Annotated in this window: 13 protein-coding genes; 9 read left to right on the forward strand and 4 right to left on the reverse strand. The window is 37.1% G+C overall.

Annotated features, from left to right (window positions below):
• Positions 1 to 31: 31 nt before the first annotated feature.
• Positions 32 to 874, reverse strand: coding sequence for a mechanosensitive ion channel family protein (locus tag RGQ13_RS04060; RefSeq protein ID WP_348392281.1), 843 nt, complete (start codon positions 872 to 874; stop codon positions 32 to 34).
• A gap of 301 nt (positions 875 to 1,175) precedes the next feature.
• Here RGQ13_RS04060 and RGQ13_RS04065 point away from each other — a divergent pair, with 301 nt between their 5' ends.
• Positions 1,176 to 3,773 carry a TonB-dependent receptor plug domain-containing protein gene (locus RGQ13_RS04065; RefSeq protein ID WP_405054155.1) on the forward strand — a complete coding sequence of 866 codons (2,598 nt, stop codon included), beginning with the start codon at positions 1,176 to 1,178 and terminating at the stop codon, positions 3,771 to 3,773.
• Positions 3,774 to 3,944: 171 nt separating this feature from the next.
• Entirely contained in the window at positions 3,945 to 5,405 is a 1,461-nt protein-coding gene (locus RGQ13_RS04070; protein ID WP_348392282.1) for a tetratricopeptide repeat-containing sulfotransferase family protein, read from the forward strand.
• A 41-nt stretch (positions 5,406 to 5,446) separates the two neighbouring features.
• Here RGQ13_RS04070 and RGQ13_RS04075 read toward each other — a convergent pair whose 3' ends face one another.
• Positions 5,447 to 6,730 (reverse strand): amidohydrolase, encoded by a 1,284-nt coding sequence (locus RGQ13_RS04075; protein ID WP_348392283.1) that lies wholly within the window; start codon positions 6,728 to 6,730, stop codon positions 5,447 to 5,449.
• Positions 6,731 to 6,837: 107 nt separating this feature from the next.
• The gene (locus RGQ13_RS04080) at positions 6,838 to 7,029 is read right to left on the reverse strand and encodes a PA3496 family putative envelope integrity protein (RefSeq protein WP_348392284.1); all 192 of its coding nucleotides are present in this window, start codon (positions 7,027 to 7,029) and stop codon (positions 6,838 to 6,840) included.
• 253 nt (positions 7,030 to 7,282) lie between these two features.
• On the opposite strand from RGQ13_RS04080, the gene RGQ13_RS04085 reads away from it, so the two are divergent.
• A complete protein-coding gene (locus RGQ13_RS04085) occupies positions 7,283 to 8,032 on the forward strand; it encodes an SDR family oxidoreductase (protein WP_348392285.1) in 750 nt (249 codons plus the stop codon).
• Positions 8,033 to 8,131: 99 nt separating this feature from the next.
• On the opposite strand, the gene RGQ13_RS04090 is transcribed toward RGQ13_RS04085, so the two are convergent.
• Entirely contained in the window at positions 8,132 to 8,470 is a 339-nt protein-coding gene (locus RGQ13_RS04090) for a DUF3718 domain-containing protein (RefSeq protein ID WP_348392286.1), read from the reverse strand.
• A gap of 453 nt (positions 8,471 to 8,923) precedes the next feature.
• Here RGQ13_RS04090 and RGQ13_RS04095 point away from each other — a divergent pair, with 453 nt between their 5' ends.
• From RGQ13_RS04095 to ung, 6 genes are all read left to right on the forward strand, one after another.
• Positions 8,924 to 9,277 (forward strand): YebG family protein, encoded by a 354-nt coding sequence (locus RGQ13_RS04095; protein ID WP_348392287.1) that lies wholly within the window; start codon positions 8,924 to 8,926, stop codon positions 9,275 to 9,277.
• A gap of 8 nt (positions 9,278 to 9,285) precedes the next feature.
• Positions 9,286 to 9,990: a M48 family metallopeptidase gene (locus RGQ13_RS04100; RefSeq protein WP_348392288.1), complete on the forward strand. Its 705-nt coding sequence runs from the start codon at positions 9,286 to 9,288 to the stop codon at positions 9,988 to 9,990.
• A gap of 312 nt (positions 9,991 to 10,302) precedes the next feature.
• A complete protein-coding gene (gene thrA / locus RGQ13_RS04105) occupies positions 10,303 to 12,759 on the forward strand; it encodes a bifunctional aspartate kinase/homoserine dehydrogenase I (RefSeq protein ID WP_348392289.1) in 2,457 nt (818 codons plus the stop codon).
• The gene (thrB, locus tag RGQ13_RS04110; protein ID WP_348392290.1) at positions 12,759 to 13,709 is read left to right on the forward strand and encodes a homoserine kinase; all 951 of its coding nucleotides are present in this window, start codon (positions 12,759 to 12,761) and stop codon (positions 13,707 to 13,709) included. The genes thrA and thrB overlap by 1 nt, the downstream gene beginning before the upstream one ends.
• A gap of 20 nt (positions 13,710 to 13,729) precedes the next feature.
• A complete protein-coding gene (gene thrC, locus RGQ13_RS04115) occupies positions 13,730 to 15,025 on the forward strand; it encodes a threonine synthase (RefSeq protein ID WP_348392291.1) in 1,296 nt (431 codons plus the stop codon).
• A 189-nt stretch (positions 15,026 to 15,214) separates the two neighbouring features.
• On the forward strand, positions 15,215 to 15,907 hold the full coding sequence (ung, locus tag RGQ13_RS04120) for a uracil-DNA glycosylase (protein ID WP_348392292.1): 693 nt from the start codon (positions 15,215 to 15,217) through the stop codon (positions 15,905 to 15,907).
• Positions 15,908 to 15,934 lie beyond the last annotated feature (27 nt).

Here is a 15,934-nt window from a genome sequence, read left to right on the forward strand (position 1 = left end):
TAATTAACTTAGAATTGCCATGGGTAATGGCTTAAGTTTTGTTATTAATTTGTTGAAAACGAAATTCCATATAGTCTTGAGTGATCCTTTGTTCTAATGATACTGCTTGTTCTGTTGGGCAAAATAAAATGATCGTAAAATTAAAGTTGCCCTGTTCTGTAGTGGTAATTCGAATATATGGTTCTTCACCGGGTAAATCTACACCAAGGCGTTTTTCAATTACATTATTGTAACGTCTGCCAATCTCTAAAAAATCTTGGCTATATTCATTCATTTTGGTAAATATATGTTCACGTGCAGCGAATGCATTAATTGTTGGGTCTGTGGTTATAGAAAAGGTGTGATAGACATAGCGTTTCATAAAATTCATGTTTTTAACTGTTTCAGTTAAAAATTGACTGTTAGGTATCGTGACAGTTTTGCCTGTGTAATTATAATTGTTATTGGCAAAGTCTATTTCTTGTATCACGGTAGATAAAATGTTGTGTTCGATTACTTCCCCATAATTATCACCCGCTCTGATCCAATCACCAATAACGAAAGCATTTGATGTAGCTCTTAATATAGAACCACTAAGACACAATATTAATTCTTTTGAGGCAATTACAATTGCTACTGCAACTGCGGCGATAGATAAAGCGAATTTTTCCAATTCTACCCACCATAAACTAAGCAACATCACCGCAATGATCATCACCGTCATATTTTTTGTACGTGAAATCCAAGTTCTATGGCGCTCATTTAAAAAGTCATTACCACGGCGGATAAAGTTCACAATTTGATGGGATACAAATTGCATACCTATAACGACACATACCGATAAGAATATTTTATTGGTTATTAAAACGGAAAATTGCTGCAAAACTTCTGGCATGAGAGTTTCTTTGTTTAGGTAAGATAACTAGATGATAGCTTACAAAATATCTCTAAGTGTAATAAATAGTTACAAAGATAGAGCTAATTTATTGATAAGTGTGAAATGGTTAAATAGATATTAATATGTACTGAATAACTATTATCGACATTGCTAGTTTATTTGTCACAAAAGTCAAAAATATACGTTAATGGCTTGTAAACAGTTGCTAGGTCATATATAAAAGGTCGTCGGTCAAATAAAATAAAATAAAATTGACCAAATAAAAATAATATTAAAAGATCACTTAGGGAGTGAACAAATGTCTAGGAATTTTCCTGTAAAAACCTTAGCTTTAGCTATAGGTATGGCTTTAGTAGGTACGTCTGCATATGCAGCCGAAGAAGGCGAAGCAATAGCCGAAGAAAACATTGAGCAAATCGTTGTAGTAGGTAGCCGTGCGGCACCTCGTTCTGTAGCTGATTCAGCTGTACCAATTGATGTTGTTGGTGGCGATGAATTAGGTAAATCTGGCGCTACTGACATGTTAGATATGTTAGCAAGTGCGGTACCTTCATTTGCTGCACGTGCTCAACCTATCTCTGATGCAGCATCACTTATCCGCCCAGTTAACCTGCGTGGTTTGCCATCAGATTCAACTCTTGTACTTGTTAACGGCAAACGTCGTCACCGTGCATCTGTAATTGCCTTCCAAGGTGGTGGTGTTAACGATGGTGCACAAGGTCCAGATATCTCTGTAATTCCTTCTGTTGCATTGAAGCAAGTAGAAGTACTTCGTGACGGTGCTGCTGCACAATATGGTTCAGATGCTATTGCTGGTGTAATGAACTTTGTTTTAAAAGATGATGCAGACGGTGGTTCTATCTCTGTTAAAACAGGTGAATTTTCTGAAGGCGATGGCGCGGCAACTATTATAGACGGTAACGTTGGTTTACCATTTACCGATGATGGTTTTGTTAACATTAGTTTCCAATTGAAAAATGCTGATGCGACAAGCCGAAGTATACAGCGTCCAGACGCTCAAGGTTTAATTGATGCTGGTAACACAGATGTAATTAGCCCTGCACAAATTTGGGGTAATCCTGAAATTGAAGACGATATTACTATTTTTGCGAATGTTGGCTTAGATTTAGGCGATGACAAAGAATTTTACATGTTTGGTAATTACTCTGAGCGTGATGTAACCGGTGGTTTCTACTATCGTAACCCACACTCTCGCGGTAACGTATACTCAATCGATGAAGGTGAAACGTTATTAGTCGGTGATGTTGGTTTAGCTGAAACAGGTGTTCCAAGTTGTTCATTTTCAAATGCAACAGCCGCTGTACCACTTGCACCTTCGAATGTTCCAGCTAACGTAGGAAATGTACTTAATACGCAGCCATATATGGATATGATTGCCGATCCGAACTGTTTCTCGATGAACCAAGTTAGACCAGGTGGTTACACCCCTGCGTTTGGTGGTAATATTACTGATACCTCATTAACTATCGGTACTAAAGGTGATATTAAATCTGGTTTCCTAACCGATTGGATGTACGATTTAAGCGGCTCGGTTGGTCGTAACGAATCATCATTTAATTTATCAAACACATTAAACCCATCTTTAGGTTTAAGTACTCCAACAACGTTTGAAACAGGTAAGTACATTCAATTAGAAAAAACCTTTAATGCCGATTTAGTTCGTGGTATCGATATTGGTTTATATGAAGATTTAAACTTTGCTGCTGGTATTGAATGGCGTGAAGAATCTTTTGAAATCGTAGCCGGTGAAGAATCATCATGGAAAGCAGGTCCTTATGCTGACCAAGGTTTTAACATTGGTTCACATGGTTTCAAAGGCTTTGGTCCAGAAACTGCAGGCACAAACGTACGACGTAATATTGCAGCTTATGTTGATGTTGAAGCATACATTACTGAAAGCTTAATGTTAGGTGCAGCTGTGCGTCATGAAGATTTCAACACCTTTGGTACGACTACTGATTACAAATTAACTGCACAATTTGCACTAACTGATGATTTATCATTACGTGCTTCACACAGTACTGGTTTCCGTGCTCCTACAGTTGGTCAAGCAAACGTTGTAAATACGCAAACATCAATTGTAGAGGGTAACTTAATTCAAACATTTTTAGCGCCAGCTACTGATCCGCTTGCTGCGTTTTACGGTGCTAGTGAATTAACACCTGAAGAATCGACCAGTTTTGCTGGTGGTATGGTTTATCAAAATGGCGATTTCTTCTTAACGGTTGATGCTTACTCAATTGAAGTAACTGATCGTTTAGCACAATCAAGCCAAGTTGATGTGTTAGCAGAAGATTATGATGACTTAAGATTACTTGGTGTACAAAATCCTGAATTAATTTCTGGTGTTACTTTTTTCACTAATGATTTTGATACAACAACTTCTGGTTTAGATATCGTGTCAAACTATTCAATGTCATTATTTGGCGGCGAAACTGGTTTAGCAATGGCGTACAACTTCAACCAAACTGAAGTTGACTCATTCAATCCTGATACAACGTCTGATGGTAAAGTTCGTCGTTTAGAAGAAGGTATGCCAGAGCACCGTGGTACGTTCACAGTATCTCAATCTTGGGATTCAATGAGCATGTTCTTACGTGCTAACTACTTTGGTGAGTACTGGGCTGTTCATGCTGATGATACATCAGACTGGGGTGCTGAAACTGCAGACTCTGCTGTAACGTTTGATGCAGAAGCAAGTTACTTCCTTAACGACAGCATTACCTTAACTGCTGGTGCTAACAACATTCTTGATCAAGAAGCTCAAGAGCTGAAGCCTGGTACTAAAGGTGCTGTTGGTGGTGTTTATTACGAAAGTGGTCCATTTGATTACAATGGTGCTTACTACTACGTAAAAGCAACATACAGCTTCTAATTACTTAGTTAGAACTTGAAAACTAAAGCCACATCACTTGATGTGGCTTTTTAATTCAGGGATGAATTAACTTAGAATTACTAGGGATGGTTCAAATTCTGTTACTTGCATCAAAATACAAATTCATTCATTATTTATTTCATAATACCTCTAATAAATTTTTTCCCGTTTATGTCATCGATTATTTTAGCCAATCAATATTTTTCGCAAGGTCAGTTTAAAAAAGCAGAGCAGGTGTATAAACAATTACTTGGCGAAAATAAAACCGATATAAATGCATTGTTTGGTCTTGGAAAAGTTGCACTGCAATTAAATAGTTTTCAACAAGCCTATAATTTATTTGTACGTTGTTTATCAGTCAGCACCAATCAGCCGGCTATTTATTTGGCACTAGCAACAGCTTGTAAAAAGTTAATGCAAATTGAAAAAGCAGAACAAGCGCTACTAGCTGCTTATCGATTGAACGAAACTCTAGTGAATACTCTTGCTGAATTAGCTGTACTTTATTGTGAAATCGGAAGTTTTGATAAAAGTGAGAGATACATAACTGAGTTGCAAAAGGTTGAACCTGAAAATATTCAGGCGTTCTCTTTGTTAGTACGAATGCAGAAAATTTCTTTTAACGACAGTTCATATAAACAATTAATAACAAAGATGATAGATATTCTTTCATCAAACTCTCAACAGTTATCAAATAAAGACAAAGCAAATTTAAGTTATAGTTTTGCTGAGCTTTATCATAGAAATAAACAATTTGATCAAGCGTTTAAATATTTTAATAAAGCGAATGAAATCCAACTGGCTGAAATCAATTTTCGAGTTGAAGACATGAAGCCTTTTTTTAATAGTATAGTTAATGTGTTTGATCGTACGCTGTTAAACACTCCATCGACTGATATTAAGATTGAAGAATTTAAAGATAAAGTTACGCCAATATTTATTGTTGGCCAACCGCGGTCAGGCTCAACTTTATTAGAGCAGTTATTAACAAACCATACTGAAATCTGTACCGGCGGTGAATTATCGTTCATGGCTGAAGATATTGCTAATGGTATGTACCAAATAACAGGTAAAGAGTTTCCACACGCCTGCCAACAAATTAATGATAAACACAAATCATTACTTGGCGAACATTATCTCAAACAAATACGGAGTATTGCTCCACAAGCAAAGAATATCATTGATAAAATGCCGAGTAATTATCAATCGATTGGTTTGATCAAACAACTTATGCCACATGCCAAAGTCATCCATATTACTCGTAATAAAACAGATGTCGGTTGGTCAATATTCCGCAACAATTTTGAAGCACTTGAGCCTTACTTTTGTTCACTCAGTGAAATTGCTGAATATCAAAAGCAATACCAAATAATTATGGAACATTGGCAAACAATTATGCCTGAATTTATCCATAATATTGCCTATGAAGATTTAGTAGAAAACCCGGAAACTGCAATAAAGAATATTCTTGAATTTTGTCAGCTTGATTTGCAAAAACAATGCTATGAGTTAAAAAATGAATCTGCTTTTATCTCAACACTAAGTGATGTGCAATTAAGACAGGGCATTAAAAAGAAAGGGAACAGCAGTTGGCAGAGTTATAAGAAGTATTTAAAGCCGATTTTGTCATAAGAACGAAGCCGGCTTTAAATATTAAATAAGCAGCAGAAAATCTAATGCTTAGCCATATAATCCATGGTTAATCCAACCATAGCTTTAATGCCCGTTTGCATTCCACTTTCATCAACAAAAAATTCAGGAGTGTGATGAGCTGGAGCATCACTTTTTTTCACATCTAGTGGTTTACCACCAACGCCTAAAAATAACCCTGGAACTTGTTCTTGGTAAAATGAAAAGTCTTCAGCACCCGTTTGTGCTTTTGCTTGTACAACATTTTCAGACCCTAGTGCTGCTTGTAGACCCGGTAGCATTTCACGCATCAACTCAGGTTTGTTATACGTTACAGGGTAATTAGCGCCAAAAGGCACGGTTACTTCAACTGTTGCGTTCATACTGGCGGCAATTGATGTAGCTTTTCGTGTAACTGCCTCGCGAATTTGATCGCGCATTTGTGGGTTTAAAGAGCGTAATGTACCAATGATCTCGACTTCGTTAGGAATAATATTGCTGCGTACGCCACCATGAATACTACCAACGGTAACAACTCCAGCATCTTCAATAAGTTCGAGTTCGCGCGATACTATGGTTTGTAAACCCATGATAATTTGCGCAGAGGTAACAATAGGGTCGACACTCTTCCAAGGATAGGCGCCGTGAGCTTGTTTACCTTTCACTAATATTTTAAAGGTATCTACCGCGGCTAATGTGCCGCCTTCGCGGTAATCAATTTTTCCAACATCTAAGTCTGACCATATATGCAGACCAAAAATAACATCAACATCTGGTGATTTCATTACCCCTTCTTTAACCATTAACTCTGCTCCGCCTTCCTCTCCAACTGGAGCACCTTCTTCAGCTGGTTGGAAAATGAATTTAACTTTACCGGTTAATTTATCTTTGTTTTCTGCAAGAATTTTAGCTGTACCTAATAGCATAGCAATGTGCGTATCGTGTCCACAGGCGTGCATTACACCTGTTTGAGCACCGTTATAGTCTGTAGTTGCTTTAGAGGCAAAAGGTAGACTTGATGTTTCGGTAACAGGTAAGCCATCAATATCAGCACGCAAGGCAACCACAGGGCCAGGTTTGCCTGAATCTAAGATAGCAACAACGCCAGTATGAGCAATGCCGGTTTGAACATCCAAGCCTAATTTGTTTAGCTCTGTTGCTATAGTTTTAGCTGTTTCAAACTCTCTGTTTGACAGTTCAGGGTGTTGATGAAAGTGCCTACGCCACTTTATTACATCTTGCTCTACATCTTCTACCCAAGAATCTAAAGGAGCAGCATACGTAACGTTTGAAATGACCAATAAAGGTAATAATAGTTTTTTAATCATGATATTCACTTTTATTATTGTTAGTAAATAACAGACTAAGACAAATTGTAAAAATTGGAAAGGTTTTTAGAGGTATTGAAGAGTGTACTTCAGAGTTAGAGGGAGCTTTATAGCTCCCACTCATCTTCATCAAGCAATTCTTTTAATCGTTTTTTCTCAAGTAACTCATCTATACGTTTACGGGTAACGGCGTTATTTGCTTTACCTAAATCTTTATCTGCATTGGCAGAAATATTTTCTTGATAGCCATCATCGCCAATATTAGCTTCGGCATTTTCAATAATTTTACTTCCGGTCATTATTGCTTCCTAATTCGCACTAAACTTTAGTGCTGTAATCTCATCACCTATTTTGAAAAATAGGCAAATTTTTATCATTCGTCAAACAAAAAATTAATAAAAAAGTTCAACTGCTTAGAATTTGTTCGAGCCAGTGTTTATATGTATTTTGTAAGTTATTGTAGTGTTTTACTTTTGTGAACTATTTGACTAAAGACCGATAAAATTCGAATATGATATAAATAATTGTGAATATTTAAAAATAAGAAGAAACATGCAAAGACAAAATATTATTATCACCGGCGCAAGTTCAGGTTTGGGCTATACAATGGCGCAACAATTCGCCAAATTAGGGCGAAACTTAATATTGTGTGCCAGACGAATAGAAAGTCTAAAACAATTAAAAGTTGAGCTAGAAGAAATAAACTCTTCAATTGAAATATTGATTGTTGAACTTGACGTAAATGACCATGAACAAGTCTTTAAGGTTTTCAAAGAAGCTAAAGATAAGTTTGGAAGTATAGATCGAGTGATCGTTAATGCCGGCATTGGCAAAGGAGCGTCACTAGGGACAGGTTATTTTAAAGCGAATAAAGAAACCGCTATGACAAACTTTGTTGCTGCACTAGCTCAATGTGAAGCCGCATTAGAGATATTTAGAGAGCAAAACTTTGGCCACTTGGTAACTATTTCATCGGTGAGCTCACAAAAAGGTTTTAGAGGAGCATTTAACGTTTACGCTGCTACTAAGGCTGCTATTGCTTCTCTTACAGAAGGTATACGCATTGATTTGCTAAATACTCCAATTAAAGTCACAACCATTCATCCTGGTTATATTCGAACTGAAATTTCTCATGCGACAAAGAAACAGCCATTTACAGTTGATGTTGAAACTGGTTGTAAAACAATTGTAAAAGCTATTGAGAAAGAAGTTAATGTAGCATTTGTACCAACTTGGCCTTGGGCAATGATGCGTTATGTTTTACCTATGCTACCACTGTCTGTCATGCGCAAATTTAGCTGATGCTACTATTATAAAGTAAAGCTTAAAAATGAAACAGCCAGCACCTTAAGGGGGAAGGTACTGACTGTTTGAAACGAAGGTAATACTTTAAATGTAGAATTAGAAGTTAACCGCATATACTTGTGCTATATCTACAATTGAGCTATCACCAAGACGTTTCTCTAAATGATTAGCTGTTTTATCTGCACCGCTGTTTTCGGCAAAACTGATAATATCCTCGCCATTACATACAACTTTTAACGCGACTGTTTTTTCTGATAAACGATGGCTTTTAATGGTTTTACGCATATCTAATAAATTATTGCTTTGCGCTGATTTACATACGCTAATTAATGCTGATTCCATATAAGGGCTCATTGGTGCTGCACTGGTAGTGAATGCAGTTAATAAAGTTACTGAAGTTAAACCTGCTAATGCTAATGTAGTTAAAGTTTTCATTATGTTGCTCCGGCTGATGGCTATTATTTATTGGCTAAAATTATTAATGTTGTTAATTGCTGCTGCCCTTTAATAGTTGCCTATTTTTCAGTAAAAGTTGTTAATGAAAAATTGCTAGGTGTAACTGATTTATTCAGAGCTGTTTCTTACAAAAAGCAAAAATTGCTGTTAATTCAGTACCATTAACTAAACTTCTTAGTTTTTAAAATGTGTAGCTTGAAATATTCATTTACATTCATGCATAAATATTCAGTTAAATTAAATTTTGTTGCACGTTAAGTGGTAGGTTTGATGCGACGAAATTTTAACTATTTTTAAGTTTCTCTTGCCAGTAGTTGAATTTAACTGATAAAGTACTGGATAAATATCCATTAGTTGCTATTTTGAAGCTGGGTATACATAAAAAATAAATGCTAATATCACTAACATTAGTCACAAATAAAAGGGATCACAATGGCAGTAGAAAGTCGTTTTGTAGTCATTCGCAACGGGGTGGAGGTAGAAACATTTATGGATAAGAAAGCTGCAGATGAGTATGACAAAATGCTCGATATGGCAGATAGCCTGTCCGATTTGTTTGACCAATCGTCATTACAACTTGCTGAAAAAGAAGTTGAAGAAATTAGCGTGTTTATCGCCAAACATCGCGAAGATGTACTTGTAGCGTTACAAGCTAAAAAGCCAAAACCAAAGCCAATAGTACCTGCAGCAAAGGTTGATGAGGTTATTGAAGAAGCTACTGTTAAACCAGTAAAAGCAAAAGCTAAGGCAAAAAGTGTTAAAACTAAAAGTGCAGAAAAAGAGTAGATTTATTTTTGTCTGTACTTGAATATCAACTCGTTCGTAGTAGTAAGCGTAAAACTGTGAGCTTACAAGTTAAAGCCGGTAAGGTTAGGGTACTTGCACCTATGAAGCTTGCCGAGCAGTACATTAATGATATAGTTCGTGAAAAATCTCCGTGGTTACAGTTAAAAATAACAGAGCAACTTAACCATTTTGAAAATCAGTATGTAAGAGAATACCAGGCTGGTGAGATTTATTATTATCAAGGTAAGCGCTATACATTATTGATTGAACGAGCTGAAACAACCGGTGTTTTAATTGTTGATAACACTATAGTTATCAGTTTGAAAAATTTAGATATTCATAAAGTAGAGCTTGGCCATCAGGTTAAGAAAGTCCTTCACGCTTGGTATGTTAATGAGGCAAAACAATTACTTAGTAACCGGTTTGAGGTTCAATGCAACCATACTAAACTTAATGCTTCATCTTTAAAAATTCGTTATTATAAAAGCCGATGGGGCAGTTGTGATGCAAAACAGCGAATAAATCTTAATTGGCTGTTAGTAATGGCACCCATTGAAGTTATTGATTATGTGATTATTCATGAGCTGTGCCATACCATTCACCTCAATCATTCAAGTAAGTACTGGCAGCTGGTCTCTGAGTTATATCCAAATTTCAAACAAGCAAAAGCCTGGCTTAAGCAACATCAACAGCACCTTTACTGGCAAAATTAGCAAAACAACCACAGTTGAAATTCACCAGTTGCTATATGTTATTCTAAAATATTGTCTATAACGTAATGTTTTATGCACATTTACATCCAATTACCTGTTGACAGTTTTTCTAGCCTAAGGCAGAGTAGGGGCATGAACATAATTATGCACAAAATCATTATTCTAACCACCACCATTCGAATTCGAATTGGGGTCATTGGCTAGCGTGTAAAATAAAATATTTTCGAAGCCCGTGACCTGAAAAGTTCACGGGCTTATTTGTTTTAAGAGTTGCAAAAAAATCAGTTTTAAATTTTCTAAGGAAGTAAGTAAATGAGAGTACTTAAATTTGGTGGTTCATCATTAGCGAATGCCGATCGTTTTATCAAAGTATGTGACATTATCAAAGATAAAAGCCAGCAATCACCAGTATCTGTGGTGGTATCGGCACCAAAAGGGATCACCAACCACTTGGTTGCACTTACCGAAAACCTTAATGAAGGCGAAGAGTTAGAACAAAGTCTTGCGCACTTACATCAAGCAGTAGAAAATATTTTTGATGGCTTAGCTCAGTCAGATGTTAATTTTAATCGCCAACATGCGGAACAAGCCCTACTCAGATGGAGCAATCAATTGAAGCGCTGGTTAGAGGGGGCAGCAATGCTAAGCTTTTGCCCTGATCATATTCGTGCTTGTGTAATAAGCCTTGGTGAAAGACTCAGTGTTGCCATTCTTGAAGCGTTGCTTACCAGTGAAGAACAAGCTCTTACAATATTGGAGCCAGAGCAATTTTTGAAAACCAATGAATCGTCATTAAACGCGGTTGCTGATTTAGTACTAGCCAGACAATTGTTTGTTGAACAGTATCCTAATCAGCAACGTATATCGTTAATGCCAGGCTTTATTGGTGTGGCACCTTCTGGACAAGTAACAACACTTGGGCGCAATGGTTCAGATTATTCTGCTGCAGTACTTTCTGTTTGTGCTAATGCTGAATGCTGTGAAATTTGGACCGATGTTGATGGTGTCTATAATGCCGATCCTCGTTTAATCAAAGATGCTAAATTACTTGATCATCTTTCTTATCAAGAAGCAATGGAGTTGTCATACTTTGGAGCAAAAGTACTGCATCCAAAAACAATCGGTCCTATCGCTCAGTATCACATCCCTTGTTTGATCAAGAACACCACTAACCCGGAAGCTAAGGGCACACTTATTTCTGCTGAAGATAAAGGCGAAAAACAAGTTAAAGCAATCTCAAACCTTGATGAACTCACTATGGTGAATGTTTCTGGTCCAGGAATGAAAGGCATGGTCGGTATGGCAAGTAGAGTGTTCGCTTGTATGAGTCAAGCAAATATTTCTCTGGTAATGATCAGTCAATCATCGTCAGAATACTGCATCAGTTTTTGTATTTATTCACAAGATGCCTATCGTGCACAACAATGCTTACAACAAGAGTTTGAATTAGAGCTATTGAATCAATTATTAGAACCAATAGAGTTACAATCACACTTATCAATTGTTTCTTTGGTTGGTGATGGTATGCATCAACAACGTGGTGTTGCCGGTAAATTATTTAGCTCACTTGCGCAAGCTCGAGTAAATGTAATTGCTATTGCTCAAGATTCTTCAGAACGCAGTATTTCAGTGGTAATTGAACAGCGAAAATGTACTGATGCATTAAAAGTTTGTCATCAAAACTTTTTCTCTCATCGTCAATCTATTGATGCTTTTATCGTTGGTTGTGGTGTTGTAGGCAGTGAATTGTTACAACAAATTGGCAGGCAGCAAGCTCATTTAAAGGCGAATGGCGTAGATTTAAAAGTTTACGGTATCGCAAATAGTAAAGGTATGGGTTTTAAGGTTAATGGTTTAGACATGGCTAACTGGCATGAAGAAATGCAAAGCGATGTTAAGCCTTTATCAGTAGATTCAGTTAAAAACTTTGCTCGTAACAATCACCTTATTAACCCTGTCTTAGTCGATTGTACATCGAATGAAGATTTAGCCCTCACTTATGCTGATTACCTAGCTGAAGGTTTTCATGTTGTTACACCAAACAAAAAAGCTAATACAGATAGTTGGGCATATTATTTAAAACTTAGAGAATGTGCCAAAAAGACTAATCGCTTATTCTTATATGAAACTAATGTAGGCGCTGGCTTGCCGGTAATTGATACACTACAAAACTTGTTTAAAGCCGGTGATGAGTTAGTTCAATTTGAAGGGGTTTTATCAGGTTCATTGTCGTATATCTTTGGTAAGTTGGATGAAGGTATGTCACTTTCAGAAGCTACTGAAATAGCGAAAAGTAACGGCTTTACCGAACCGGACCCTCGTGAAGATTTAAGCGGTATGGATGTTGCGCGCAAGTTACTGATCATGGCACGTGAAGCTGGTATGCCACTGGAATTACACAATATTAAAGTTGAACCTGTACTACCAGAAAGCTTTGATGACTCGGGTAGCATTGATGAATTTATGGCGCGTTTACCTGAACTTAATTCTGAGTTTGCGGATAAAGTTTCACAAGCAGCAAGTGATGGTAAAGTCTTACGTTATGTAGGCTCTATAAATAATGGCGAATGCCAAGTATCAATTGAAGCGGTAGATGCAAGCCATCCAATGTATGCAATTAAAGATGGTGAGAATGCATTATCTATTCTAAGTAAATACTATCAGCCAATTCCTTTAGTACTACGTGGATACGGTGCTGGTGCTGCAGTAACTGCTGCGGGAATATTCTCTGATGTACTTAGAACTCAGGCTTGGAAGCAGGAATTATAATGACTATAAAAGTTTTTGCTCCAGCATCTATCGGTAATGTAAGCGTTGGCTTTGATGTTCTTGGTATGGCGGTAACTCCTGTAGGCGATGAGCTGTTAGGGGACATCGTTGAAATTTCTGCGGCGCTAGCTAATGAAAATACACTAAGTTTATCTGGTGAGTTTGCCAGCAAACTCCCTGGTGACCCTAAAGACAATATTGTTTGGCATTGCTTAGAGTTGTTTAATAAAGAATTAATTAACAGCACTAAACCAGTACAATATGTAGATTTAGTTTTAGAGAAAAAAATGCCGGTTGGTAGTGGTCTAGGCTCTAGTGCTTGCTCAGTAGTTGCCGCATTAGTTGCTTTAAATGAATATTATCAAAAGCCGTTTAATGACTCTGAATTATTATTTATGATGGGTAAAATGGAGGCACAAATAAGTGGTAGCCTTCATTACGATAATGTTGCTCCTTGTTTTCTTGGCGGCTTGCAACTTATGGTAACAGACCCACAAGTTATAACACGATCTTTGCCTACGTTTGATGATTATTATTGGATTATGGCTTATCCAGGTATTGAAATGTCTACTAAAGAAGCTAGAGACGCACTACCAAAGCAATACTCAAGACAGGATGTGATTTCCTATGGACAAACATTAGCAACATTTATTGATGCTTGTCACCGCAATGACGCCAAGCAAGCTTTTGCTAATGTTGTTGATGTTGTGGCTGAACCATACCGTCAATTTTTATTACCTAAATTTATTGAAACAAAGCAGTACTTATTAGCCAATGGTGCGAGTGCTGCTGGAATTTCAGGCTCTGGGCCAACAGTATTCGTTGCCTGTGAAAACCAAGAGATAGCAGAGAAGTTAAGCAATTACTTAACAGAAAATTATTTACAATCACCGACCGGGTTTGTGCATATTTGCAAAGCAGATACGCAAGGCGCTAGGCTAGTAAGCTAAGTTGGTATAGAGGATTATTGATGAAATTTTACAATTTAAAACACCCTGAACAAGAAGTTAGTTTTTCGCAAGCTGTACGTCAAGGGTTGGGGAAAAATCAAGGCTTATTCTTCCCTAAAGAATTGCCCAAATATGATGATATTGAAAGCTTGCTGTCTATGCCATTAGTTGAGCGTAGCGTTAAAATTCTTTACCCGTTTGTTGCTGACGATTTAACCGAAGAGCAGTTCACCGGAATTATCACTCGCGCTTTCAATTTCCCCGCTCAAGTGCAACCAATTGATGAAAACAATTCGGTACTTGAGTTATTTCACGGGCCAACACTTGCGTTTAAAGATTTTGGTGGCCGTTTTATGGCGCAGTGCCTGCAATCATTTACTCAAGGTAATAGTGATAAAATAACTATTTTGACCGCAACATCAGGTGATACTGGCGCGGCTGTTGCCCATGCTTTTTACGGACTTGAAAACATCAAGGTTGTGATCTTATATCCAAAAGGCAAAATTAGTTTATTACAAGAGAAAATGTTTACTACTTTAGGTGGTAACATTTCTACTATCGCGGTTGATGGCAGCTTTGATGATTGTCAGGAATTGGTAAAACGTTCTTTCGATGATTTAGACCTTGCCAAAGCAATCGGTTTAAACTCAGCTAATTCGATTAATATTAGTCGTTTATTGGCGCAAATCAGTTATTACTTTGAAGCTGCGGCGCAACTTTATCGTCAGCGTGGAAAAATTGATGATTTGGTATTTTCTATCCCTAGTGGTAATTTTGGTAATCTTACTGCCGGTATGCTTGCTAAAGCCATGGGGTTACCTATTAAGCGTTTTATCGCGGCAACAAATGCCAACGATACTGTACCAAGGTATTTAAAAACTGGTGAATGGTTACCAAATGAAACCGTTGCCACTATGTCGAACGCTATGGACGTATCTAAGCCGAACAACTGGCCAAGAGTTGAACATATGCTTAAGTCAGGTATATTGCCTGAAAACTGTTTAAGTTCAGTGGCGATTGATGAAGAGCAAACGCAAATTGCCATGCACTTATTAAATGGTTTAGGTTACATTAGTGAGCCTCATGCAAGTGTTGCCTATCAAGCACTTAAATATAATCTCAATGACGATGAATTTGGTGTGTTTTTAGGTACAGCTCATCCAGCTAAATTTAAAGAGACAGTAGAAAGCACGCTAGGCCGACCTTTAGGTTTGCCAAAAGAATTAGCCGATTGCTCTGGTGAAAGTATACTTTCTTCAGAAATGAACGCTGATTTTTCTGATTTGCATTCATACTTAATGGCTCATGCATCTTAATTAAACAGTCAGACTTGTTATAATAAAAACATCCTAGCCTCGCTTGGATGTTTTTTTAATTCAGGGACAAATTAACTTAGGATCACCATGGACAATTTCATTCACATCCATGTGAAAATTTCATATATCATATCGTGTGAACAATGGTTTAAATTCTGTAAATTCAGTGTAGAGAGATAGTGGCAAGATATGAACTGGAATAATCTGTTAAAAGCAGAACAGCAGCAAGATTACTTTCAAACGATGTTAAAAAGCATTGCCGATGAAAGAGCGCAGGGTATAAATATTTTCCCCTGTGATGATGAAATATTTACCGCATTTTCTCTCACCCCTTTTGAGCAAGTTAAAGTAGTCATTTTAGGGCAAGATCCATATCACGGAGATGGCCAAGCACATGGTTTATCATTCTCAGTTAAACCTGGAATTAAAGTTCCTCCATCATTAGCTAATATGTATAAAGAGTTAGCAACAGATATTGATGACTTCAAGCTGCCAAACCATGGTTGTTTAACGCCATGGGCTAAGCAAGGTGTATTGTTATTAAATACAGTACTGACGGTGCGAAAAGCGAATGCTCACTCACATTCTAAGTTAGGGTGGGAACGTTATACAGATAAAGTCATTGAATTACTCAATGAACATTCTAGTGGATTAGTTTTTATGCTTTGGGGCAGTCATGCTCAGAAGAAAGGTAAGTTTATCGATACAGATAAACATTGTGTACTAACTAGTGTGCATCCATCCCCTTTATCAGCCTATCGAGGATTTTTGGGGTGTAAGCACTTTTCTAAAGCTAATGACTATTTAATTAAGCATAAGAAAAATGCAATACATTGGCCATTGGATAATATCGAGAATACTGATCAAATATCACTTCTTTAACCTTTGTTACAAAACACCAAGAGTTAT

This window comes from Thalassotalea psychrophila, from assembly GCF_031583595.1.
Taxonomy (GTDB): Bacteria; Pseudomonadota; Gammaproteobacteria; order Enterobacterales; family Alteromonadaceae; genus Thalassotalea_A; species Thalassotalea_A psychrophila.

Coding starts and splice junctions, on each gene's coding strand:
- RGQ13_RS04075 (WP_348392283.1), bottom strand. CDS start 6,730: ATGATTAAAAAACTATTATTACCTTTATTGGTCATTTCAAACGTTACG.
- RGQ13_RS04095 (WP_348392287.1), top strand. CDS start 8,924: ATGGCAGTAGAAAGTCGTTTTGTAGTCATTCGCAACGGGGTGGAGGTA.
- RGQ13_RS04060 (WP_348392281.1), bottom strand. CDS start 874: ATGCCAGAAGTTTTGCAGCAATTTTCCGTTTTAATAACCAATAAAATA.
- thrA (WP_348392289.1), top strand. CDS start 10,303: ATGAGAGTACTTAAATTTGGTGGTTCATCATTAGCGAATGCCGATCGT.
- thrC (WP_348392291.1), top strand. CDS start 13,730: ATGAAATTTTACAATTTAAAACACCCTGAACAAGAAGTTAGTTTTTCG.
- ung (WP_348392292.1), top strand. CDS start 15,215: ATGAACTGGAATAATCTGTTAAAAGCAGAACAGCAGCAAGATTACTTT.
- RGQ13_RS04080 (WP_348392284.1), bottom strand. CDS start 7,029: ATGACCGGAAGTAAAATTATTGAAAATGCCGAAGCTAATATTGGCGAT.
- thrB (WP_348392290.1), top strand. CDS start 12,759: ATGACTATAAAAGTTTTTGCTCCAGCATCTATCGGTAATGTAAGCGTT.
- RGQ13_RS04090 (WP_348392286.1), bottom strand. CDS start 8,470: ATGAAAACTTTAACTACATTAGCATTAGCAGGTTTAACTTCAGTAACT.
- RGQ13_RS04085 (WP_348392285.1), top strand. CDS start 7,283: ATGCAAAGACAAAATATTATTATCACCGGCGCAAGTTCAGGTTTGGGC.
- RGQ13_RS04065 (WP_405054155.1), top strand. CDS start 1,176: ATGTCTAGGAATTTTCCTGTAAAAACCTTAGCTTTAGCTATAGGTATG.
- RGQ13_RS04070 (WP_348392282.1), top strand. CDS start 3,945: ATGTCATCGATTATTTTAGCCAATCAATATTTTTCGCAAGGTCAGTTT.